Raw genomic sequence first — 23,401 nt, 5'->3', positions numbered from 1 at the left:
CATCAACCCGATTGCTGGGCAAAGCGCAACCAGCGGTCGGACAGCTGCCGATCCAGCCGGACCTGGCCGGTCAACTCGCGGATGTGGGTCACGCCGGTCTCGTCGCAGAAGGCGTGAAGACCGTCGATGATCTTCTGCATCGCACCGGGATCGATGAACGATGCCGTGCCGACCTGGACGGCACTGGCACCGGCCAGCATGAACTCGACCGCGTCCTCGGCGGTCGAGATGCCGCCGCAGCCGATGACCGGGATGCGCACGCTGCGGTAGCACTGGTGCACCATGCGCAAGGCAATCGGCTTGATGGCGGGTCCGGACAAGCCCCCCATGACATTGCCCAGCTTAGGCTTTCGGGTGCGGACGTCGATGGACATGCCCAGCACCGTGTTGCCCATCACCAGGGCATCCGCCCCGGCCTCCTCGGCGGCTTTCGCCACGGCGGCAATGTGCGATGCGTTGGGGGTGAGCTTGACCCAGAACGGATGCGGGGTTCGCCGCCGGATGGCGCTCACCACCTTGTAGGTGGTTTCGGGCGTCATCGCGAAAGCCATGCCGTCGGCCTCCAGGTTGGGGCACGAGATGTTCGCCTCGATCACGGCGACCTCCGGCAGCGACATCTCCTCGATGGCCTGCGCGAACTCGTCCACCGTGTCGGCCGAGATGGACACGACGACCGGTGTGTCGAACCGCGTGTAGGGCGGCAGCACTTCGCGCCGGTAGTGTTCCAGGCCTTTGCTCGGGATGCCAATCGAGTTCATCATGCCGCCGTGGGTTTCGGTCACCCGCGGCGTGGGGTTGCCCGCGCGCGGTTTCGGCGAGACGCTCTTGATCACCAGCGCGCCCAGGCGGTTGAAGTCCAGCGCTTCGGCGTACTCGATCGCGAAGCAGCCGGAGGCGGGCATGACAGGGTTGCGCAGCACGACGTCGCCCACTTTGACATGGAGATCAGCCAAACTCCACCTCCCCCACCACCTGATCGATCGAGAACACCGGGCCTTCGCGGCAGACGCGCAGGAACCGCTTGTCGCCGCCGTGGTCGAACAGCCGCACACAGGAGAGGCAGACCCCCATGCCACAGGCCATTCGCTGTTCCATGGCGACTTCACCGCGCGTCTGCGGATAGTCCTTCAGCACCTGCTGCAGCAACATGAGCAGGCGGTGCGATCCACAGGTGTAGACCACATCGTGGTGCTGCGCGTCCATCAGCCGACGCACCAGGGCCTCGACCGCCTCGACCGACGAGCTGCCATCGCTGTCATGGACCACGTGCACATCGGCCTGCGCGCCGCGCAGGAATTCGTCGCGCATCAGGTCCTTGGGTGCGCGTGCCGACATCACCGCCGTGATGGCGATGCCCGAGCGCGCCGCCAGTTGCAGCAAGGGCGCCATGGTGGCCAGGCCGACACCCCGCGCCACCACCAGGATGCGCCGGACGCTGGCGTCCAGCACGAAGGTGTTGCCCAGGGGGCCGACGATGTCCATCTGTCCACCCACGGCCAGGGTCGCCAGGGCCTTCGTACCCAGGCCGGTCACGTTGTAGAGGAATTCGACGGTGCCGGGAGCGGGGCCGACGCCATAGACGCTCATCGGCCGCAGCAGGAAAGGCTTCATGTCGTCGGTCGACGGGCACTTGAGCTGGTAGAACTGCCCGGGCCGGGTGATGGCCGCGAGATCCACCTCGGCGGTGAGCCGGAGGTACTTGTAGCGGTCGTTGACCCAACGGTGCTCCACCACTTCGCAGCGGTGCGAGGCCACCGCCTCGGCATTGCGCTGGAAGCAGGCGCGCTCGGTCAGGGTGGCGCAGGCTCGCGGTGCGGCCGGGAGACGCTGGAGCGCTTCGGTCATTCCAGTTCCTTGCCCTTGAGTTCGGGAATGAGGAACACCGTGGCCACCATGTCCAGCAGGTAGATGGCCGCCAGCAAGGCGATGGCGATCTGGAACGAATAGGCGCTCACCAGTGCCCCCACGACCACGGGCCCGAACCCACCCACGCCGCGGCCGATGTTGAACAGCACGTTCTGCGCCGTGGCACGGGCCTCCGTCGGGTAGGCCTCCGACATCAGCGCACCGTAGCCGCCCAGCATGCCGTTCACGAACATGCCCAGCACGGCACCCGCCCACAACATCTGGATGGGATCGGTCAGTTGCGAATAGAACAGCACCATGACCACGGCGCCTGCCTGGAACAGCAGGAAGCTGGGCTTGCGGCCGATGCGATCGGCCAGCTGGCCGAAGATGAAGATGCCGGCCATCATCCCGAGGATGGTCACCGAGGTCCACAGGGCCGACTTGGTGAGGTTGAACCCGAGCTGCCTGGCCAGAAAGCTGGGCATCCAGATCATGATGCCGTAGTAGCCGAAGTTCTGCACCGAGCACAGCACCACGATGCCCGCGCTGATCTTCGCGGTCGCCTTGTCCTTCACCAGCAACCTGAAAGCCTGCCCCTTCGACGCCGTCTTGGCGGCACTGCGCACGAACACCTCGGGCTCATGCAGCTTGTTGCGGATCACCCAGGCCACCAAGGCGGGCAGCACCCCCACCAGGAACATGCCACGCCAGCCGATGACGGGCAGGAGCAAGGGCGTCAGCAAGGCGGCGCCGAGCACGCCACATTGCCAGCCCAGCGCCACGTACGAGGACACGCGCGCGCGGTGTTTGGCGGGCCAGGCCTCGGCCGCCAGCGCCATGCCGATGCCGAACTCCCCGCCCAGGCCGATGCCCGCGATCGTGCGGTAGATCAGCAAGTCCCAGTAGCCCTGCGCGAATGCGCACAGGCCGGTGAAGACGGCGAACAGCACGATGGTCCAGGTGAGCACCCGGATGCGCCCGTACCGATCGCTCAGCGCCCCGAAGACGATGCCGCCGAAGACCGCGCCCACCAGGGTCCAGGTCACCAGCGACCCGGCCTGGCTGGGCGTCAGTTGCAGCTCGGCCGAGATCGCGCTGAGCATGAAGCCCAGGATCAGCAGGTCGAATCCATCCATCGCATAGCCCACCGCCGAGCCTGCCAGGGCTTTCCAGCTGTAGCCATCCACCGCATCCTTCTTGCTCATTTGAGTCTCCACCCCGCAGGGCTTTCGTTGCACGGGACATCGCCGCAAGGTCTCGGCGAGGTTCGACATCTCTTCTATGTTTTGATACTAGTATCTTTTTTGATACTTGTCTCGATCGTGAGATAAGTGTTTTCCCCGATGCGACGGCCGGTGATGGGGCGTCAACGCGCGCGCAGAGGCCTGCGCCTCATGCCGACGGCGCGGTGTGATGGAGGGGAAATGGGAGGCGCTCAGCGCCGGGACTGCAGGCGCAGCCGGTGGCCCGAACGGTTCGCCGTTCAGGCCTTCTTCGTGGCGCGCCGACGCGCGGGCCGCTGCACCCCGTGCCGGCGCGTGCCCTCGGCGTTCAGAGGATGCGGTTGAACCAGAGCACGGACAGGCCCGCCGACAGCAGCGCGAGCAGCGAGGCGGCCAGGGCCAGCAGGCCGGAGATTTCGGTTTCCTTCTTCTCCACCGTCAGCCGCGAGCTCAGGGTCTCGTAGACCTTCTTGAGGTTCTCGGCGGTGCCGGCGTAGTAGTACTCGGCCTGCGTGGCGCGCGCCACTTCCTTGAGGCTGTCCTCGTCGAGCCGCACGCGCATGGACCAGCCTTCGAAGCCGATGATCTCGCCGTCCACCGTGCCCACGCCCACGGTGTAGACGCGCACCCCGCGCTCGGCCGCCATCTTCGCGGCCTCGGCGGTGTCCACACCGGTGGTGCGCTGGCCGTCGGTGAGCAGGATGATCGCGGCCGAGGTGTAGGAGCCCGGAGCCACCGGCGTGAAGGTCTTCTCGTCGGGCTTGGGCTGGTCGAGCGAGCGGCCCTTGGGCGCGAACGGATCGGTGTTGCGGCTGTAGGTCATGTCGCCGAGGTTGATGCGCTGCTCAGGGAACAGCTCGGAGAGCGAGACCACGATGGCGCTGCCGATGGCGGTGGCGCGCTGCAGCTGGAACTTGTCGATCGCGGCGACCAGGTCTTCGCGGCTGAGCGTGACGGGCTGCACCACCTGCGCCGAGCCTGCGAAGGCAACGATGCCGACCTTCACATGGCGCGGCAGTTCGGCCAGGAAAGCCTTGGCCGCGTTCTGCGAGGCCACCAGGCGGTTGGGCTTGACGTCTTCGGCGCGCATGCTGCCCGAGACGTCCATCGCCAGGATGATGGTCTGCTGGGTCGAGGGCAGCACGATGGTGGCCATGGGCCGCGCCGAGGCCAGCAGCATGATGCCGATGGCCAGCAGCAGCAGCACCGGGGGCACGTGGCGGCGCCAGCCCGGGCCCTTGCCCATGGCCTCGCGCACGATGGACAGGCTCGCGTAGCGCAGCGCGGCCTGCTTGCGCCTTCGCAGCAGCCACACGTAGAGCAGCACCAGCAGCGGCAGCGCGAGCAGCAACCACAGCAACTGCGGCCAGAGAAAGGTGACAGGCCAGCTGTTCATGATGGACGGGCTCCTTCGCGTGGGACGCCGCTGAAGCTGCGGCGGTCCCGGGTAGGCAACTGGGTGGGCACAGGGCGTGCGCCGGTGCCGTTGCGCGTCTCGCGCAGGCGGCGCTTGCGCAGGTCGATGAAGCGCAGCACGGCCTCGGCCAGGTCGTCGTCGGTGGACAGCTCCAGGGTGTCGACGCCGGCGCGGCTCAGGCTTTCGCGCAGCTGCGCCTCGCGCTGCGCGGCGATGCGCGCGAAGCGCTGGCGAAAGCCGGCGTCGTGGGTGTCCACCAGGAGCTGTTCGCCGGTCTCGGCATCGCGGATCGGGATCAGGCCGAGGTCGGGCAGGTCGAGTTCCAGCGGGTCGAGCAGGCGCACGGCGACCACGTCGTGCCGGCGCGCGAGTTCGCCCAGGGGTTTCTCCCAGCCGGGCTCGCTGATGAAGTCGGACACCACGAAGACGGTGGCGCGCTGGCGCACCGTGTGCACGGCGGCCTTGAGCAGGTCGGCGAGCTGGGTCACGCCGTTCTTCGCCTGGGCGTGCACCGGCGGCTGCAGCACCATCTGCATGAGCCGCAGCACCTGGGTGCGGCCGCCGCGCGCGGGCAGCACCGCGTCCACCACGGGCTGGCCGCGCGAGCCGTAGAGCACGGCGCCCACGCGGTTGCCGTGGCGGCCGATCAGGCGCGCGAGCACGGCGGTGAAGTCCAGCAGCACCTGACTTTTGCGCTGCTCGCCCGAGCCGAAGTCCACCGAGGGGCTGAGGTCGAGCAGGAACCAGGCGGCCATCTCGCGGTCTTCGGTGAACACGCGCACGTGCGGCGTCTGCAGGCGCGCGGTGACGTTCCAGTCGATGTGGCGCACGTCGTCGTGGTGCTGGTACTCGCGCAGGTCGGCGAGGTCGAGGCCGGAGCCGCGCATGAGGGTGCGGTGGTCGCCCTGCAGCAGGCCGTCGAGCCGGCGCAGCACGGTCCATTCGAGCCGGCGCAGCAGCGCCTCGGCCCGTCGCGCAACCGGCGTGGCGGTGGCAGCAGCCGAAGCTGTCTCATCACGTTTGCGAAACAGCCGGCCCAGCATGTCAGCCTCCCGGAGCGCGATGGCCCCATCCAGTGGTACCGAGGAACCGGCTTTGCCGGGCCTCAGGTGCCGCCCCCCTTCCAGGGGGGAGACGCCGAAGGCGGCGCAGGGGGTGGCTCATCATCTCAGGCCACCTTTTTCTCGTGCTCCAGCGGCCGGGCGGGCGCAGGAATGTGTTTCATGATGCGGCCGATCAGGGTTTCGCTGGTCAGGCCTTCGGACAAACCTTCATAGGAGAGCACCACGCGGTGGCGAAGCACGTCCGGCACGAGGTCGGTCATGTCCTCGGGCAGCGCGTAGTTGCGCCCGCGCAGCATGGCCAGGGCGCGCGCACCTTCCACCAGGCCGATGGTGGCGCGCGGGCTGGCGCCGAAGGTGATGAGGTGCGCCATGTCCTTGATACCGTGCTTCTCGGGCGTGCGCGTGGCCGAGACCAGCTTGACGGCGTACTGCACGAGCGAGGGGTCCACGTACACCTGCCGGCATTGCGCCTGCAGCGCGGCGAGCTGGTCGGTGGTGGCCACCGCGTTGACGTTGACGGCCGGACCGGTGACGCGCTCGACGATGACGAACTCTTCCTCGTCCGTCGGGTAGTCCACCATCACCTTCATCATGAAGCGGTCGACCTGCGCCTCGGGCAGCGGGTAGGTGCCTTCGGTTTCGATCGGGTTCTGCGTGGCCATCACGAGGAAAGGGTTGGGCACTTTGTGTGTGTCGCCAGCGATGGTCACCTGGCGCTCCTGCATCACCTCCAGCAGCGCGCTCTGCACCTTGGCGGGCGCGCGGTTGATTTCGTCGGCCAGCAGCAGGTTGGCGAACACGGGGCCCAGCGAGGTGCTGAAATCGCCGGTCTTCTGGTTGTAGATGCGCGTGCCCACGAGGTCGGCGGGCACCAGGTCGGGTGTGAACTGGATGCGCTTGAAGCGGCCCTGCACGACGTTGGCCAGCGTCTTGACCGTGAGGGTCTTGGCCAGGCCGGGCACGCCTTCGACCAGCAGGTGGCCCTGGGCCAGCATGGCGACCATGACACGTTCGAGGAACCGGTCCTGCCCGACCACCACGCGCTTGACCTCGTACAGGATCTGCTCCATGAGCTGGGCGGTGTCGGGGGCGGTGCTTTGGTCCATGGAACGCTCTCCAGGTTGTTAAACAACGCCCATCAGCGGGCGCAAAGGGATGTCTGCCAGAAACACCGCGGAACTGGCTTTGCCAGGCCGCTGGTGTTGCCCCCCGAGGGGGTCGCGCGAAGTGCGGCGGGGGTGCTCATGTCAAAACGGGGGCAGACCGGCGGCGCTGGCGGCGCTCTCGATCGGCACTGCAAAACCGATGCCAAGGAAGGTGCGGTGGCTGGTCGGGTTGAGGATGCCGGTGACGATGCCGACCACCTCGCCGTCCATGGTGACCAGCGGGCCGCCCGAGTTGCCGGGGTTGGCCGCGGCGTCGAACTGGATCAGGTTGCCAATCTCCTGCTCGCCCTCGGGCGACTTGAAGGCGCGGTCGAAACCCGAGATGACGCCCGACGAGGTGGAGGGGCCGATCCCGAAGGGAAAGCCCACCGCGACCACCTCGTCGCCGGGCACGAGGTCGCCGGTGGAGCGCATGGTGGCGGCGATCAGGTCGTCGGGGATGGTGTGGGCCTGCAGCACGGCCAGGTCGTTCTGGGCCTGCACGCCGGTGATGCTGGCGCCGGATTCGGTGCCGTCGGCGAACACCAGCTTGATGGTCTGCGCGTGCTGCACCACGTGCAGGTTGGTCAGGATGATGCCCTTGTCGACGATCACCACGCCCGTGCCCACCCCCATTTCCTGCTCCTCGCCCTTCTTGTCCTTGCCGTAGGACATGACGCGCACCACGGCGGGGCGGATCTTCTCCGCCGCGCGCGCGGCCTTGGACGGGATGCTCTGGGTGGTGAGGGTGCGCAGCACGGCCGCGTCGATGTCCTTCTGCGTCAGCGCCTTGGGCCCGTTCGCGCTGCCCTGCCAGGCGCTGGCGGCCAGCAGGGCCGCGAGCAGGGCCAGGGCCGACCACATGATCCGCGGGCTGGCCGCCCAGCGGGCGGCGGCGGCCCGCCAGCGGCTGCGGCGCGGGGAGGGAGCCACCGGGGTGTCGGCCTGCTCCACGGCCGCCTCGGCGCCTTGCGCGCCCGCCTTCGGCACCCCGGGGCGGGTGGACGGGCTGTACAAGGCAGGCTTTCGCATGGCGACTCCCGAAGGGCAGAACGAAAACACATCATGCCGCGTTGCGGCATCGGGCTCAAGCGCTCAACAATTGCCTGAGGACGTAGGGGAGGATTCCACCGTCACGGTAATAGTTCACCTCCACCGGCGTGTCGATGCGCAGAATGACGTTCACCTCGCGGCGCTCGCCGTTGGCGCGGGTGATGACCAGCCGGGCCTCGCTCTGCGGCAGCAGGTCGGGGTGCGGGACCACGTCGATGGTCTCGTCACCGGCCAGGCCGAGGCTTTCCCAGGAGTCGCCGGCCTTGAATTGCAATGGCAACACACCCATGCCGACCAGGTTGGAGCGGTGGATGCGCTCGAAGCTGCGCGCCACCACGGCCTTGATGCCCAGCAGCTGGGTGCCCTTGGCGGCCCAGTCACGGCTGGAGCCGGTGCCGTATTCCTCGCCCGCGAACACCACGGTGGGCACGCCGGCGGCCTGGTAGCGCATGGCGGCGTCGAAGATGCTCATCTTCTGGCCCTGCCCCACGCCGTCGAGCTGGTAGATCGTCCAGCCGCCCTCCTCGCGCGATCCGCCGGGCAAGGGGGCCAGCATCAGGTTCTTGATGCGCACGTTGGCGAAGGTGCCGCGCATCATCACCTCGTGGTGGCCCCGGCGCGCGCCATAGCTGTTGAAATCGGCCTTGAGCACACCATGCGCCAAGAGCCACTGGCCAGCGGGCGAGTTTTCGGCGATGTTGCCGGCCGGCGAGATGTGGTCGGTGGTGATGGAGTCGCCGAACAGCGCCATGACGCGCGCGCCACGCACCGCCGGCGGCTCGGCGGACGCCGTGGCCGCGAGCTGGAAGGTTTCGAAGAACGGCGGTTCGGCGATGTAGGTGCTCTTGGGCCAGGTGTAGGCATTGCCCGAGACGCCCTTGATGTGCTCCCACAGCTTGCCGGGCTCGCTGGCCACGCGCGCGTAGTTCTCGCGGTAGGCCTTGCCATTCATGGCGAACTTCATGAGCTGGTAGATCTCGTCGCTGCTGGGCCAGATGTCGCCCAGGAACACCGGCTTTCCGCCCTTGCCCTTGCCCACCGGCTCGGTCATGAGGTCTTTCATGACGTTGCCGGCGATGGCGTAGGCCACCACCAGCGGCGGGCTGGCGAGGAAGTTGGCCTTGAGGTTGGGGTGGATGCGGGCCTCGAAGTTGCGGTTGCCCGAGAGCACCGCGGCGCACACGAGGTCGTTCTGCGTGATGACGGCGTTGAGCTCGGGCGCGAGGTCGCCCGCGTTGCCGATGCAGGTGGTGCAGCCGTAGCCGGCGAGCGCGAAGCCGAGCTTTTCCAGGTAGGGCAGCAGGCCGGTCTGGGTGAGGTATTCGGTGACGATGCGCGAGCCGGGGGCCAGCGAGGTCTTGATGTGCGGCTGCACCTTGAGGCCGGCCTCCACCGCCTTCTTGGCCAGCAGGCCGGCGGCCAGCAGCACGCCGGGGTTGCTGGTGTTGGTGCAGCTGGTGATGGCGGCGATCAGAACGTCGCCGTTGCCGATGGTGAGATCGCCACGCGGTTCCTTGACCGGCGCGCTGGCGCGCACCGGCCGGTTGGCCACCATCTCCACCTCGAAGCGCGGCGCGCCTTCGGGCGTGGGCTTGGCCGAGGGCACGGCCACGGGCGCGATCTCGTTGTCGATGGCGTGGTAGCGCGTGTGCAGCAACTCGGCCGGGCGGTTGAAGCCGTTCTGGTCGTTGGGCTTGCTGAACAGATCGCAGAACTGGCGCGCCACCTGGCCGAGCTCGATGCGGTCCTGCGGGCGCTTGGGGCCGGCCAGACTCGGCGTCACCAGGCCGAGGTCCAGTTTGACCACCTTGGAGTAATCGATCTCGCCGCTGGCCGGCATGCCGAACAGGCCCTGGGCCCGGAAGTAGGCCTCGAAGGCCTCGATCTCGGCCGCGCTGCGGCCGGTGCCGCGGAAGTAGGCCAGCGTCTTCTCGTCTACCGGGAAGAAGCCCATGGTGGCGCCGTACTCGGGCGCCATGTTGGCGATGGTGGCGCGGTCGGGCAGCGCGAGCGAGGCCGTGCCTTCGCCGAAGAACTCGACGAACTTGCCCACCACCTTGTGCTGGCGCAGGATCTCGGTGACGGTCAGCACCAGGTCGGTGGCGGTCACGCCTTCGCGCAGGCGGCCGGTGAGCTCGAAGCCCACCACGTCGGGCGTGAGGAAATACACCGGCTGACCCAGCATGGCGGCCTCGGCCTCGATGCCGCCCACGCCCCAGGCCACCACGCCGATGCCGTTGATCATGGTGGTGTGGCTGTCGGTGCCCACCAGGGTGTCGGGGTAGTACATGCCGCCCTTCATGTGCACGCCGCGCGCCAGGTACTCCAGGTTCACCTGGTGCACGATGCCGAAGCCCGGGGGCACCACACCGAAGGTATCGAAGGCCTGCATGCCCCACTTCATGAACTGGTAGCGCTCGTTGTTGCGCTGGAACTCCAGCTTCATGTTGAGGTCGAGCGCCTGCTTGGTGCCATAGTGGTCGACCATCACCGAGTGGTCCACCACCAGGTCCACCGGCACCAGGGGCTCGATCTTCTTCGGGTCCTGGCCCAGGCGCTGGGCCACGCTGCGCATGGCGGCCAGGTCAGCCAGCAGGGGCACACCGGTGAAGTCCTGCAGCACCACGCGCGCCACGGTGAAGGGAATTTCGTCGGTGCGCGCGGTGTTGGGCTGCCATTGCGCGAGCTGCGCCACGTGCTCCGGGGTCACGCGCTCGCCATCGCAATGGCGCAGCACGCTCTCCAGCACGATGCGCAGCGACACCGGCAGGCGCTTCACCGAGGGGTACTGTTTGGCCAGCGCCGGCAGGGAATAGAAACGGCCGCTTTTGCCCGAGGCGGTCTTGAAAGTCTTGACGGTGGAGGCGAAGGGATGGGCGAAATGGCTGGTCGTGGGCATGTGGGGCTCCTGACGGAATCGGTGAAACACCGGTCCATTCTGTCAGGAGCAGGCTATTCCGTGCTGACAGCGATGAATTCCTTGCCGAACAGGAAAGCCTCCGGGGCCAAGGCACCCGGAGGACGCGCGTGCACGGCGCGCGGGGCGGGTGACGCTCAGGTCACAACCTGCCGGTGAGCAGCAGCACGATCACGATCACCAGCACGACGCCCAGCACACCGCTGGGACCGTAACCCCAGCCCCGGCTGTGCGGCCAAGTGGGAAAGACGCCAAGCAGGATCAGCACCAGGATGATCAGGAGGATGGTACCGAGGGTCATGGTTTTTTCCTTTTTTCAGAGAGCCTTGCCCAATGACGGCCTATCCATCAATGGCGCGCACCCAGCGTAGGCGCTGAGGGCGCGCGCATCTGTTCGCTGGCGCACATGGCTCAGGCCAGGGCGGCTGGCCGCTGGCGCCGCAGCGCCATCCACTGCAGCTCGGCCAGCACCAGCACCGCCACGGCCTGGACCACCAGGTAGGCTTGGCCCAGCGGCGTGGGCGAGACCAGGCCGCCAAACAGCAGCGCGAGGCAGGCCGCCACCCAGGCGAAATTGCCGAGCACCAGCACGCCCAGCAGCGCGCGCGACGGCGTGGCCTGCAGGGCCAACGTGCCGGCCAGGGCGACATAGAGCAGCAACAGGATGCCCGAGGCGCTGAGCAGCGCGCCGGGCAGGCCCAGCAGGGCGGACAGCGAGCCGGTCAGGGCCAGGTGCAGCACGGCGGTGCCGGAGCCGGACAGGGCATCGGCCCAGAGCACGCGGCGCAGGCCGACCGGGGAAGTGAGGGAAGCGATGAGGGACATGGTGCACTCCTTGATGAGGTGAGGACGGATGGAAGTCAGGGCATCCGGGGTGCATGGTCGGCCGGCGGGTGCGCGGCGTCCATGACGTGGCAGGTCATGGCCGGTCGGCACCCGGGTGCCCTACCATGCCGCCCATGAACGCCCTGACCACCCCCTCTCCATTCGGCGAACGCCTGCGCCACTGGCGCCAGCGCCGCCGCCTGAGCCAGCTCGACCTGGCGCACGTGGCCGATGTGTCCACCCGGCACCTGAGCTACGTGGAGACCGGCCGCGCCAGCCCCAGCCGCGACATGGTGTTGCGCCTGGTCGACCGGCTCGAGGTGCCTCTGCGCGAACGCAACGCGCTGCTGGAAGCCGCCGGGTACGCCCCGATGTACCGCGAGCGCCCGCTGGACGCGCCCGACATGGCCTCGGCGCGCGCGGCGGTCAAGCGCATCCTGGACTGCCACGAACCCTGGCCCGCGCTGGCGATGGACCGGCACTGGAACCTGGTGATGGCCAACCGGCTGGTGCCGCTGCTGATGGCGGGGGCCTCGCCCCGGCTGCTGGAGGGCCCCGTCAATGTGCTGCGCCTGAGCCTGCACCCCGAGGGGCTGGCGCCGCGCATCGCCAACCTGCGGCAATGGCGCGAGCACCTGTTCGAGCGCCTGCGCCAGCAGATCCACGCCACCGGCGACGAGGCGCTGGCCGCGCTGCTGTCCGAACTCAAGGGCTACCCGGAATCGTTCGGCAACGACGCCGGCACGCTGCCGGGCGAGCACCATGGCGTGCTGATGCCTTTCCAGTTCAACACCGGCCATGGCGTGCTGAACCTCGTGAGCACGACCACGGTGTTCGGCTCGCCGGTGGACATCACCCTGCAGGAGCTGGCGCTGGAGACCTTCTTTCCAGGCGATGAAGCGTCTGCCGAGTTGCTCAGGCAACTCGCCGCGCAGGCGTAAAAAAGCCGCTGCAACCGCAGCGGCTTTTTTATCCAGGGCGCCGAGGGTCCGGCTCCGCCGGCCCTCCAGCGCCGCCCCCTGAGGGGTGACGCCGAAGGCGGCGCGGGGGGTCCCTTTTACGCCGCCACGCCTTTCGCGGCCTCGGCGTACTCCTCGATCTGGTCGAAGTTCATGTACTGGTAGATCGCCGCGCCGTCCTTGTTCACCACGCCCATCGCCTCGTGGTACTCGGCCACGGTGGGGATGTGGCCCAGCTTGGAGGCAATGGCCGCGAGTTCGGCCGAGGCGAGGTACACGTTGGTGTTCTTGCCCAGGCGGTTCGGGAAGTTGCGGGTCGAGGTGGACACCACGGTCGCGCCTTCGCGCACCTGCGCCTGGTTGCCCATGCACAGCGAGCAGCCGGGCATTTCGGTGCGGGCACCGGCGGTGCCGAACGCCGAGTAGTGGCCTTCCTTGATCAGCTCGCTCTCGTCCATCTTGGTCGGCGGCGCGACCCACAGCTTGACGGGAATGTCGCGCTGGCCGCCCAGCAGCTTGGCTGCGGCGCGGAAGTGGCCGATGTTGGTCATGCACGAACCGATGAAGGCTTCATCGATCTTGGTGCCGGCCACCTCGGACAGGGTCTTGGCGTCATCGGGGTCGTTCGGGCAGCAGAGGATGGGTTCCTTGATGTCGGCCAGGTCGATCTCGATCACGGCGGCGTACTCGGCGTCCTTGTCGGCTTCGAGCAGGCTGGGGTTGGCCAGCCAGGCTTCCACCTTCTCGATGCGGCGCTTCAGGCTGCGGGCATCGGCATAGCCCTGGGCGATCATGTTCTTCATCAGCACCACGTTGCTGGTGAGGTATTCCTTCACCGGCTCGGGGTTGAGCTTGATGGTGCAACCGGCGGCCGAGCGTTCGGCCGAGGCGTCGCTCAGCTCGAAGGCCTGTTCGACCTTCAGATCCGGCAGGCCTTCGATTTCCAGGATGCGGCCCGAGAAGATGTTGATCTTGCCGGCCTTGGCCACGGTCAGCAGACCGGCCTTGATCGCGTACAGCGGGATCGCGTGCACCAGGTCGCGCAGGGTCACGCCGGGCTGCATCTGGCCCTTGAAGCGCACCAGCACGGATTCGGGCATGTCCAGCGGCATCACACCGGTGGCGGCGCCGAAGGCCACCAGGCCGGAGCCGGCGGGGAAGCTGATGCCGATCGGGAAGCGGGTGTGCGAGTCGCCGCCGGTGCCCACGGTGTCGGGCAGCAGCAGGCGGTTGAGCCAGCTGTGGATCACGCCGTCGCCCGGGCGCAGGGCCACGCCGCCGCGGTTGCTGATGAAGGCGGGCAGCTCGCGGTGGGTCTTCACGTCCACGGGCTTGGGGTAGGCGGCGGTGTGGCAGAAGGACTGCATCACCATGTCGGCGCTGAAGCCCAGGCAGGCCAGGTCCTTCAGTTCGTCGCGCGTCATCGGGCCGGTGGTGTCCTGCGAGCCGACGGTGGTCATCTTGGGTTCGCAGTAGGTGCCGGGGCGCACGCCGAAGCCTTCCGGCAGGCCGACCGCGCGACCCACCATCTTCTGCGCCAGGGTGAAGCCTGCCTTGGTTTCGGCGGGTGCCTGCGGCAGGCGGAACACCGTGCTGGCGGGCAGGCCCAGGAACTCACGCGCCTTGGCGGTGAGCGAGCGGCCGATGATGAGGTTGATGCGGCCGCCGGCGCGCACTTCGTCGAACAGCACGTCGCTGCGCAGCTGGAATTCGACCAGCGTGGCGCCACCCTTGGTGATCTTGCCGTCGTAGGGGTGGATGTCGATCACGTCGCCCATTTCGAGCTTGCTCACGTCCACTTCGATCGGCAGCGCGCCCGAGTCTTCCTGCGTGTTGAAGAAGATGGGGGCGATCTTGCCGCCCAGCGTGACGCCGCCGAAGCGCTTGTTGGGCACGAAGGGAATGTCCTGGCCGGTGGCCCAGATCACGCTGTTGGTGGCTGACTTGCGGCTGGAGCCGGTGCCCACCACGTCGCCCACGTAGGCCACGAGGTGACCCTTCTTCTTCAGGTCGTCGATGAACTGCATCGGGCCGCGCTTGCCGTCTTCCTCGGGCTTGAAGGCCGCGCCTTCGCGCGTGTTCTTCAGCATGGCGAGGTAGTGCAGCGGGATGTCCGGGCGGCTCCAGGCGTCGGGTGCGGGCGAGAGATCGTCGGTGTTGGTTTCGCCGGGCACCTTGAACACGGTCACGGTGATGGTCTTGTCGACTTCGGGGCGGCTGGTGAACCACTCGGCGTCGGCCCAGCTCTGCATCACCTGGCGGGCCTTGAGGTTGCCGGCCTTGGCCTTCTCGGCCACGTCGTTGAAGAAGTCGAACATCAGCAGGGTCTTCTTCAGGCCCTCGGCCGCCACGCTGGCCACTTCCTCGTCGTCCAGCAGCTCGATCAGCGGATGCACGTTGTAGCCACCCACCATGGTGCCCAGCAGCTCGGTGGCCTTGGACTTGGAGATCAGGCCCACCTTCACGTCGCCGTGCGCCACGGCGGCCAGGAAGCTGGCCTTGACCTTGGCCGCATCGTCCACGCCGGGCGGCACGCGGTGCGTGATGAGGTCCAGCAGGAAGGCGTCCTCACCGGCCGGCGGTGCCTTGATCAGCTCGATCAGGTCGGCGACCTGCTTGGCGTCCAGCGGCAGCGGAGGAATGCCCAGCGCGGCGCGTTCGGCGGCGTGGGCGCGGTAGTCGGTGAGGAAGGTGGACATGGGGTTCTCCAGTGGGGAAGTGAAATTCGTGGGGCAGAAAACAGGTGGGGACGGGGCAAGCAAGCTCAATGCCGCAGGGCGGCGGGTTCGGCGAAGTGGGCTTGCACCGTGTCGGGCAATGGCAGGCCGGTCTGGTGCGCGCGCTCCAGCACCTGCCAGAAATAGCGGTAGCTCGCCCGGTCGTGCAGGCGGCCTTCGAACTGCACCGGCGCCCAGTCGGCGGCCAGGGCGCGCTCGATGAGGGCGGCGGCGGTGTGAACCTCGCTCGCCTGGGGCGCGAACGCGGCCAGGATGGGGCGGATCTGGTCAGGGTGGATGCTCCACATGCGCGTGTAACCGAGCTCATGGGCGGCCTTGCGGGCCGCCTGCTGGAGGGCATCCAGGTGCTTGAACTCGGTCACCACGCAATGCGAGGGCACCTTGCCGTGCGCATGGCAGGCCGAGGCGATCTCCAGCTTGGCGCGCAGCACCAGCGGGTGCGAGAACTGGCCGGCGGCGCTCATGCCGTCGGCCGGGATGGCGCCGCCGTGCGCCGAGACGAAGTCCATCAGGCCGAAGCTGATGCTCTGCACCCGGGGATGCGCGGCGATGTCGAAGGCACGGTGCACCGCAGCGGGGGATTCGACCAGCACGTGCAGGGGCAAGGCCCGGGCACCGGCGGCGTCGAGGGCGTCCGCCGCGCGCTGCACGTCGGCCACCGATTCGACCTTGGGCACCATGAGGTGGGCCAGGCGATGGCCCGCGCGCGCCGCGACGGTGGCCACGTCGGCGTCGAACGCCGGGTGGTCCACCGGGTGAACGCGCACCGCCACGCGCGCCTCGGGCGCCGCGGCCAGGGCCAGTTCGGTCACCAGCGCGGCGTGCTCGGCCTCCCCGCCCACGGGCGCGCCGTCCTCGCAATCGAGCGTGACGTCGAAGACGCAGGTGCCGAACTCCTCGGCCATCTCGGCCTGCAGCGCCAGGCTCTTGCGCATCCGGGCTTCCACCCCGCTGTAGTGGTCGCAGACCGGCAGCGCGAACGCACCGGCCTGGGCACCAAGCAGGATGTGGCGAGGATGGAGCGGAGCCAAGGCGCGGTTACCAGCCGATTACAGGAGGTGCTTGACGCCGTCCTGCTCACCCTTGAGCTCGTCCAGCGTCTTGTTGATGCGCTCTTGCGAGAAGGCGTCGATTTCCAGGCCTTCGATGATCTTGTACTTGCCGCCTTCGGTGGTGACCGGGAAGCCGAAGATCACGTCCTTGGGAATGCCGTATTCGCCGTTGGAGGGCACGCCCATGGTGACCCACTTGCCGTGGGAGCCCAGGGCCCAGTCGCGCATGTGGTCGATGGCGGCATTGGCGGCCGAGGCGGCCGACGACAGGCCACGCGCCTCGATGATGGCGGCGCCGCGCTTGCCCACGGTGGGCAGGAAGGTGTCGGCGTTCCAGACCTGGTCGTTGATCGCGTCCTTCACGCTCTTGCCGCCGATGGTGGCGAAGCGGTAGTCGGCGTACATGGTGGGCGAGTGGTTGCCCCAGACGGTGAGCTTCTCGATCTCACCGACCTTGCCACCGGTCTTGGCGGCGATCTGGCTGGCGGCGCGGTTGTGGTCCAGGCGAAGCATGGCGGTGAAGTTCTCGCGCGGCAGGCTGGGCGCGCTCTTCATGGCGATGTAGGCGTTGGTGTTGGCGGGGTTGCCGACCACCAGCACCTTGACGTCGCGGCTGGCGACCTTGTCCAGCGCCTTGCCCTGGGCCGTGAAGATCTGGGCGTTGGCAGCCAGCAGGTCGGCGCGCTCCATGCCGGGGCCGCGGGGACGGGCACCCACCAGCAGGGCGTAGTCGGTGTCCTTGAAGGCGGTCGTGGGGTCGCTGTGGGCTTCCATGCCGGCCAGCAGCGGGAACGCGCAGTCTTCCAGTTCCATCATCACGCCCTTGAGCGCCTTCTGGGCCTTCTCGTCCGGGATTTCCAGCAGCTGCAGGATCACGGGCTGGTCCTTGCCCAGCATCTCGCCGGAGGCGATGCGAAACAGCAGGGCGTAACCGATCTGGCCAGCGGCGCCGGTGACGGCAACGCGAACGGGCTTCTTGTTCATGGTGAAAACTCCGGAAAAGGACGTTGGGGAAGAGAGAAATGACGAGGCGGACGAACCCCCTGGACAGCCCGTGAGTGTACCCTCGCAAACCCTGATACGTCAATTTGTCTTATGTCTTATATAAGATATGATTGAAGTCATGAGCGCCCTCCCGATGGCGCCCGCAAACCATGGCCACCTCACCCCAGAATCCCACCGACGCGGCACCTGCAGAGGCCGGCGCCCCCGTGTTCGAGAACACCGCGCCAGCCTTCAGCCCGCTGTACCAGCAGATCAAGACCCTGATCCTGCGCAGCCTGCAGGCGGGCGAGTGGAAGCCGGGTGACATGATCCCGAGCGAATTCGACCTGGCCGCGCGCTTTCGCGTGAGCCAGGGCACCGTGCGCAAGGCGATCGACGAACTCGCCACCGACAACCTGCTGGTGCGCCGCCAGGGCAAGGGCACTTTCGTGGCCACCCACGCCGAGCAGCACATCCAGTACCGCTTCCTGCGCCTGCTGCCCGACACCGGCACGCTGGAAGACCAGGGACCGGCCGAGCGCCGCATCGTGGAATGCCGCCGCCTGCGCGCGCCGGCCGAAGTGGCGCGCCAGCTGTCCCTGCGCACGGGCGACGCCGTGCTGCAGGTCAAGCGCGTGCTGGCGTTCGCCGGCATCCCCGCCATCGTGGAAGAACTCTGGCTGCCAGGCGGCCCCTTCAAAGGCCTGACGATCGAGGCGCTGTCGGAAGACAAGGGCCCGATGTACGCCCTGTTCGAAACGCAGTTCGGCGTGCGCATGGTGCGCGCGGTGGAAAAGATCAAGGCGGTGAGCGCCGACGAAGACACCGCCACCCTGCTGGGCGTCGCGCCCGGGCACCCGCTGCTGAGCGTGGAACGCCTGGCCTACACCTACAACGACGAACCCATGGAGTTGCGCCGCGGCTACTACCGCACCGACGCACGCCATTACCGCAACGAGCTGAGCTGATGGCGCACCCAGCCGGAGCCCCGGATATCGGGGAGCGTCCGAGTGCCGGACTGCGGTTTGGTGCATTGCAATAGAATTTGACGCGCCTTGGCATTAGTTACCAACGAGTTACCAAGCCGCGACGACCCCTCCCTCCCCGGAAGAAAGCCCCACCATGACCGAGTTGACCAAGAAGCGGCCCGAGTTCCGCAACATCAACGCCTTCAAGGATCTCACCACCTACCGCCTGCCTCCGGCCGGCTGGGTGTCGATCCTGCACCGCGCCAGCGGCGGCCTGATGTTCATCCTGCTCCCCCTGATCGTCTGGCTGTTCGACACCTCCGTGTCGTCCGAGCTGTCCTTCGAACGTTTCAGCTCGGCGTTTTCCGCCGGCATCGGCTTCGTGCCGGGCTGGTTCTTCAAGCTCGTGGTGCTGTCCATCATCTGGGCCTACCTGCACCACCTGATCGCCGGCGTCCGCCACCTGTACATGGACGCCTGCCATGCGGTGAGCAAGGAATTCGGCCGCTCTTCCGCCATCGTCACGCTGGTGCTGAGCATCGGCCTCACGCTGGTGCTGGGCGCCAAGCTGTTCAACCTGTATTGATTGAGGGTCAGATCTTCAGCTCTGACCCCAACTGACTAGGAAACATATTCATGTCCGTCAACTACGGTTCCAAGCGCGTCGTCACCGGCGCCCACTACGGCCTGCGCGACTGGCTCGCCCAGCGCATCACCGCCGCCCTCATGGCGATCTTCACCCTGATCGTGCTGCTGCAGGTGCTGTTCATCAGCGGCCCCATCGGCTACGAAAGCTGGGCCGGCATCTTCGCCCAACAGTGGATGAAGGCCCTGACCTTCGCCGTCTTCCTGGCCCTGGCCTACCACGTGTGGGTCGGCATGCGCGACATCTGGATGGACTACGTCAAGCCCGCCGGCATCCGCCTCGTGCTGCACGTCTTCACCATCGTCTGGCTCCTGTCCTGCCTGGGCTGGGCCGTTCAAGTTCTCTGGAGGCTCTGAAGCCATGACCGCATCCGCATCCCTTCCCAAGCGTCAGTTCGACGTGGTCATCGTCGGCGCCGGCGGCTCCGGCATGCGCGCCTCGCTGCAACTCGCGCGCGCCGGCCTCAAGGTGGCCGTGCTCTCCAAGGTGTTCCCCACCCGCTCGCACACCGTGGCGGCCCAGGGCGGCATCGGCGCCTCGCTCGGCAACATGAACGAGGACAACTGGCACTACCACTTCTACGACACCATCAAGGGCTCCGACTGGCTGGGCGACCAGGACGCCATCGAGTTCATGTGCCGTGAAGCGCCCAAGGTCGTCTACGAGCTCGAACACTTCGGCATGCCGTTCGACCGCAACCCCGACGGCACGATCTACCAGCGCCCATTCGGCGGCCACACCGCCAACTACGGTGAAAAGCCGGTGCAGCGCGCTTGCGCCGCGGCCGACCGCACCGGTCACGCCATGCTGCACACCCTGTACCAGCAGAACGTGCAGGCCCGCACCACCTTCTTCGTCGAATGGATGGCGCTGGACCTGATCCGCGACGCCAGCGGCGACGTGGTCGGCGTGACCGCGCTGGAAATGGAAACCGGCGAGACCTACATCCTCGAAGCCAAGACCACGCTGCTGGCCACCGGCGGCGCCGGCCGCATCTTCGCGGCCTCCACCAACGCCTTCATCAACACCGGTGACGGCCTGGGCATGGCGGCGCGCGCCGGCATCCCGCTGCAGGACATGGAGTTCTGGCAGTTCCACCCCACCGGCGTGGCCGGCGCAGGCGTGCTGCTGACCGAAGGCTGCCGCGGCGAAGGCGCCATCCTGCGCAACGTCAACGGCGATCGTTTCATGGAGCGTTACGCGCCCACGCTGAAGGACCTGGCACCGCGCGACTTCGTCTCGCGCTGCATGGACCAGGAAATCAAGGAAGGACGCGGCTGCGGTCCGAACAAGGACTACATCCACCTCGACATGACGCACATCGGCGTCAACGACATCATGAAGCGCCTGCCCTCGGTCTACGAGATCGGGCACAACTTCGCCAACGTCGACATCACCAAGGACCCCATCCCCGTGGTGCCCACCATCCACTACCAGATGGGAGGCATCCCGACCAACATCCACGGTCAGGTGGTGACGCCGGACGGCCAGGGCAACCAGAAGGTGGTCAACGGCCTGTACGCCGTGGGCGAATGCTCCTGCGTGAGCGTGCACGGCGCCAACCGCCTGGGCACCAACTCGCTGCTCGACCTGCTCGTGTTCGGCAAGGCGGCTGGTGACCACATCGTCCAGTACAACAACAAGAACAAGATCCACAAGCCCCTGCCCGCCGACGCGGCGGACAGGACGCTCGCCCGCCTGGCCCGCCTGGACAACGCCACCGATGGCGAGTATTCGCAGGACGTGGCCAACGACCTGCGCACGGCCATGCAGCAGCACGCTGGCGTGTTCCGCACCCAGGCCAGCATGGACGAGGGCGTGGTCAAGATCAACGCGATGCGCGCTCGCGTCGCCGCCATCACGCTCAAGGACAAGTCCAAGGTGTTCAACACCGCGCGCATCGAAGCGCTGGAAGTGGAGAACCTGATCGAATGCGCCCAGGCCACCATGACCTCGGCCGCCGCGCGCCGCGAGTGCCGAGGTGCCCACACGGTGAACGACTATGAGCGCCCGGCCGACGACGCGCAGTTCCCCCTGGGCCGCAACGACGCGGAGTGGATGAAGCACACGCTGTGGCACAGCGCCGACAACAGCCTGACTTACAAGCCTGTCAACCTCAAGCCCCTGACCGTGGAGTCGGTGCCCCCGAAGGTCCGCACCTTCTGAGCCCCTTCACCCAGCACCCACGACGCACGGAGAACAAACCATGGCAAAACGCACCTTCAAGATCTACCGCTACGACCCGGACAAGGACGCCAAGCCCTACATGCAGAGCATCGAGGTCGAACTCGATGGCCACGAGCGCATGCTGCTTGACGCCCTGATGAAGCTCAAGGCGGTGGACCCCTCCATCTCGTTCCGCCGCTCGTGCCGCGAAGGCGTGTGCGGCTCGGACGCCATGAACATCAACGGCAAGAACGGTCTGGCCTGCCTGACCAACATGAACACGCTCAAGGGCGACATCGTGCTCAAGCCGCTGCCCGGCCTGCCGGTGGTGCGCGACCTGATCGTGGACATGACGCTGTTCTTCAAGCAGTACAACAGCATCAAGCCCTACCTGATCAACGAAACCGTGGCGCCCGAGAAGGAGCGCCTGCAGAGCCCCGAAGAGCGCGAAGAGCTCAACGGCCTGTACGAGTGCATCCTGTGCGCCAGCTGCTCCACCAGCTGCCCGAGCTTCTGGTGGAACCCGGACAAGTTCGTCGGCCCCGCGGGCCTGCTGCAGGCCTACCGCTTCATCGCCGACAGCCGCGACCAGGCCACCAGCGAGCGCCTGGACAACCTGGAAGACCCGTACCGCCTGTTCCGCTGCCACACCATCATGAACTGCGTGGACGTCTGCCCCAAGGGCCTGAACCCCACGAAGGCCATCGGCAAGATCAAGGAAATGATGGTGCTGCGCTCGGTCTGAGTGCCCACCCCCGAACCCCATGACCGACACCCCCCTGCAGGATGCCTTGCTGGACGAGCGCGCGCTGAGCAAGCTGCGCTGGCGGTGTCGTCGTGGCCTGCTCGAGAACGATCTGTTCATCGAGCGATTCTTCGCCAGGCACGAATCTGGCTTAACCGTGCGCCAAGCCGATGCACTCGGGCTCTTGATGGACTTGTCCGACAACGACCTGCTGGATCTGCTGCTCGGTCGAAAGCCCCTCCAAGGCGATCTCGAACGCGCGGACGTGACGCAAGTGCTTGCACTGCTGCGCGGCCTGCGACCTCTCTCATCATCCGAGGAACCTGCATGAAACTCGTAGACAACAAAGCCACCCTGTCGTTCTCCAATGGCAGCCCCAGCGTCGACCTGCCGGTCTACGCCGGCAACATCGGTCCGGACGTGATCGACATCCGAAAGCTCTACGCGCAGACCGGCATGTTCACCTACGACCCGGGCTTCCTGTCCACAGCCTCGTGCCAGTCGGCCATCACCTACATCGATGGCGACAAGGGCGAGCTGCTGTACCGCGGCTACCCCATCGAACAGCTGGCCACGCAGTGCGACTACCTCGACACCTGCTACCTGCTGCTCAACGGCGAGTTGCCGAACGAATCGCAGCGGGGCGACTTCCACAAGCTTGTGACCAACCACACCATGGTCAACGAGCAGATGCAGTTCTTCCTGCGCGGCTTCCGCCGTGACGCCCACCCCATGGCCGTGCTCACCGGCCTGGTCGGCGGTCTGTCGGCCTTCTATCACGACAGCACGGACATCAACAACCCGAAGCACCGTGAGATCGCCGCGATCCGCCTGATCGCCAAGATGCCCACGCTGGTGGCCATGGCCTACAAGTACGGCATCGGCCAGCCCTACATGTATCCGAAGAACGACCTGAGCTACTCGGGCAACTTTCTGCGCATGATGTTCGGCACGCCCTGCGAGGAGTACCAGGTCAACCCGGTGCTCGAGCGCGCGCTGGACCGCATCTTCATCCTGCACGCCGACCACGAGCAGAACGCCTCCACCTCCACCGTGCGCCTGTGCGGCTCGTCGGGCACCAACCCTTTCGCCGCCATCGCGGCCGGCGTGGCCTGCCTGTGGGGCCCGGCCCACGGCGGTGCCAACGAGGCCTGCCTGAACATGCTGGAAGACATCCAGCGCAACGGCGGCGTCTCCAAGGTCGGCGAGTTCATGGAGAAGGTCAAGGACAAGAACTCCGGCGTCAAGCTCATGGGCTTCGGTCACCGCGTGTACAAGAACTACGACCCGCGCGCCAAGCTGATGCAGGAAACCTGCAACGAAGTGCTGCAGGAACTGGGCCTGGAAAACGACCCCCTGTTCAAGCTGGCCAAGGAGCTCGAGAAGATCGCGCTGGAGGACGAGTACTTCGTCTCGCGCAAGCTCTACCCGAACGTGGACTTCTACTCCGGCATCGTGCAGCGCGCCATCGGCATCCCGGTCAACCTGTTCACCGGCATCTTCGCGCTGGCCCGCACCGTCGGCTGGATCGCCCAGCTCAACGAGATGATCAGCGACCCCGAGTACAAGATCGGCCGCCCGCGCCAGCTGTTCACCGGCTCGGTGCGCCGCGACGTCAAGCCGCTGGCCAACCGCTGATCGGCGTCCGCCC

21 protein-coding genes are annotated in these 23,401 nt (G+C 67.2%); 8 read left to right on the top strand and 13 right to left on the bottom strand.

Annotation, left to right across the window (positions count from 1 at the left end; translation table 11 throughout):
- Positions 1 to 2: 2 nt before the first annotated feature.
- From ACODTB_RS12620 to ACODTB_RS12575, 10 genes are all read right to left on the bottom strand, one after another.
- Positions 3 to 953, bottom strand: coding sequence for a dihydroorotate dehydrogenase (locus ACODTB_RS12620; RefSeq protein ID WP_291120019.1), 951 nt, complete (start codon positions 951 to 953; stop codon positions 3 to 5).
- Complete coding sequence (locus ACODTB_RS12615) at positions 946 to 1,845, bottom strand: dihydroorotate dehydrogenase electron transfer subunit (protein ID WP_291120016.1); 900 nt, start codon at positions 1,843 to 1,845, stop codon at positions 946 to 948. The genes ACODTB_RS12620 and ACODTB_RS12615 overlap by 8 nt, the downstream gene beginning before the upstream one ends.
- Positions 1,842 to 3,053: an MFS transporter gene (locus ACODTB_RS12610; protein WP_291120013.1), complete on the bottom strand. Its 1,212-nt coding sequence runs from the start codon at positions 3,051 to 3,053 to the stop codon at positions 1,842 to 1,844. The genes ACODTB_RS12615 and ACODTB_RS12610 overlap by 4 nt, the downstream gene beginning before the upstream one ends.
- Positions 3,054 to 3,399: 346 nt before the next feature.
- A complete protein-coding gene (locus tag ACODTB_RS12605) occupies positions 3,400 to 4,467 on the bottom strand; it encodes a VWA domain-containing protein (protein ID WP_291120010.1) in 1,068 nt (355 codons plus the stop codon).
- Positions 4,464 to 5,531, bottom strand: a complete 1,068-nt coding sequence (locus tag ACODTB_RS12600; RefSeq protein WP_291120006.1) for a DUF58 domain-containing protein — start codon at positions 5,529 to 5,531, stop codon at positions 4,464 to 4,466. The genes ACODTB_RS12605 and ACODTB_RS12600 overlap by 4 nt, the downstream gene beginning before the upstream one ends.
- Before the next feature lie 125 nt (positions 5,532 to 5,656).
- Positions 5,657 to 6,658 carry an AAA family ATPase gene (locus tag ACODTB_RS12595; RefSeq protein ID WP_291120003.1) on the bottom strand — a complete coding sequence of 334 codons (1,002 nt, stop codon included), beginning with the start codon at positions 6,656 to 6,658 and terminating at the stop codon, positions 5,657 to 5,659.
- A gap of 141 nt (positions 6,659 to 6,799) precedes the next feature.
- Positions 6,800 to 7,729, bottom strand: a complete 930-nt coding sequence (locus tag ACODTB_RS12590; protein ID WP_291120000.1) for a S1C family serine protease — start codon at positions 7,727 to 7,729, stop codon at positions 6,800 to 6,802.
- Between the two features lie 55 nt (positions 7,730 to 7,784).
- On the bottom strand, positions 7,785 to 10,649 hold the full coding sequence (locus ACODTB_RS12585; RefSeq protein ID WP_488929369.1) for an aconitate hydratase: 2,865 nt from the start codon (positions 10,647 to 10,649) through the stop codon (positions 7,785 to 7,787).
- 160 nt (positions 10,650 to 10,809) lie between these two features.
- Entirely contained in the window at positions 10,810 to 10,968 is a 159-nt protein-coding gene (locus ACODTB_RS12580; RefSeq protein WP_291119994.1) for a DUF3309 family protein, read from the bottom strand.
- A gap of 110 nt (positions 10,969 to 11,078) precedes the next feature.
- Positions 11,079 to 11,492, bottom strand: a complete 414-nt coding sequence (locus ACODTB_RS12575) for a hypothetical protein (protein WP_291119992.1) — start codon at positions 11,490 to 11,492, stop codon at positions 11,079 to 11,081.
- A 134-nt stretch (positions 11,493 to 11,626) separates the two neighbouring features.
- Here ACODTB_RS12575 and ACODTB_RS12570 point away from each other — a divergent pair, with 134 nt between their 5' ends.
- A complete protein-coding gene (locus tag ACODTB_RS12570) occupies positions 11,627 to 12,433 on the top strand; it encodes an MmyB family transcriptional regulator (protein WP_291119990.1) in 807 nt (268 codons plus the stop codon).
- Between the two features lie 116 nt (positions 12,434 to 12,549).
- On the opposite strand, the gene acnB is transcribed toward ACODTB_RS12570, so the two are convergent.
- The 3 genes from acnB to ACODTB_RS12555 all read right to left on the bottom strand — a co-directional run bounded on the left by acnB (position 12,550) and on the right by ACODTB_RS12555 (position 17,225).
- Entirely contained in the window at positions 12,550 to 15,150 is a 2,601-nt protein-coding gene (acnB, locus tag ACODTB_RS12565) for a bifunctional aconitate hydratase 2/2-methylisocitrate dehydratase (protein WP_291119988.1), read from the bottom strand.
- A 65-nt stretch (positions 15,151 to 15,215) separates the two neighbouring features.
- Complete coding sequence (locus ACODTB_RS12560) at positions 15,216 to 16,220, bottom strand: HpcH/HpaI aldolase/citrate lyase family protein (protein WP_291119986.1); 1,005 nt, start codon at positions 16,218 to 16,220, stop codon at positions 15,216 to 15,218.
- Positions 16,221 to 16,238: 18 nt separating this feature from the next.
- The gene (locus ACODTB_RS12555) at positions 16,239 to 17,225 is read right to left on the bottom strand and encodes a malate dehydrogenase (protein ID WP_291119984.1); all 987 of its coding nucleotides are present in this window, start codon (positions 17,223 to 17,225) and stop codon (positions 16,239 to 16,241) included.
- A 170-nt stretch (positions 17,226 to 17,395) separates the two neighbouring features.
- Here ACODTB_RS12555 and ACODTB_RS12550 point away from each other — a divergent pair, with 170 nt between their 5' ends.
- The 7 genes from ACODTB_RS12550 to ACODTB_RS12520 all read left to right on the top strand — a co-directional run bounded on the left by ACODTB_RS12550 (position 17,396) and on the right by ACODTB_RS12520 (position 23,388).
- Positions 17,396 to 18,193 (top strand): GntR family transcriptional regulator, encoded by a 798-nt coding sequence (locus ACODTB_RS12550; RefSeq protein WP_291119981.1) that lies wholly within the window; start codon positions 17,396 to 17,398, stop codon positions 18,191 to 18,193.
- Positions 18,194 to 18,347: 154 nt separating this feature from the next.
- Positions 18,348 to 18,779 (top strand): succinate dehydrogenase, cytochrome b556 subunit, encoded by a 432-nt coding sequence (gene sdhC / locus ACODTB_RS12545; protein WP_291119979.1) that lies wholly within the window; start codon positions 18,348 to 18,350, stop codon positions 18,777 to 18,779.
- 50 nt (positions 18,780 to 18,829) lie between these two features.
- The gene (gene sdhD / locus ACODTB_RS12540) at positions 18,830 to 19,195 is read left to right on the top strand and encodes a succinate dehydrogenase, hydrophobic membrane anchor protein (RefSeq protein ID WP_291119976.1); all 366 of its coding nucleotides are present in this window, start codon (positions 18,830 to 18,832) and stop codon (positions 19,193 to 19,195) included.
- Between the two features lie 4 nt (positions 19,196 to 19,199).
- The gene (sdhA, locus tag ACODTB_RS12535; RefSeq protein ID WP_291119974.1) at positions 19,200 to 21,005 is read left to right on the top strand and encodes a succinate dehydrogenase flavoprotein subunit; all 1,806 of its coding nucleotides are present in this window, start codon (positions 19,200 to 19,202) and stop codon (positions 21,003 to 21,005) included.
- A gap of 40 nt (positions 21,006 to 21,045) precedes the next feature.
- Positions 21,046 to 21,750, top strand: a complete 705-nt coding sequence (locus ACODTB_RS12530; protein ID WP_291119971.1) for a succinate dehydrogenase iron-sulfur subunit — start codon at positions 21,046 to 21,048, stop codon at positions 21,748 to 21,750.
- A gap of 19 nt (positions 21,751 to 21,769) precedes the next feature.
- Positions 21,770 to 22,081, top strand: coding sequence for an FAD assembly factor SdhE (locus ACODTB_RS12525; protein ID WP_291119968.1), 312 nt, complete (start codon positions 21,770 to 21,772; stop codon positions 22,079 to 22,081).
- Positions 22,078 to 23,388 (top strand): citrate synthase, encoded by a 1,311-nt coding sequence (locus ACODTB_RS12520; protein WP_382328418.1) that lies wholly within the window; start codon positions 22,078 to 22,080, stop codon positions 23,386 to 23,388. Before ACODTB_RS12525 ends, ACODTB_RS12520 begins: the two co-directional genes overlap by 4 nt.
- The last annotated feature ends 13 nt before the right edge of the window (positions 23,389 to 23,401 follow it).

The sequence above is a fragment of the Hydrogenophaga sp. FG152 genome (assembly GCF_057809615.1).
This window is presented reverse-complemented; position numbering and strand designations above follow the sequence as displayed.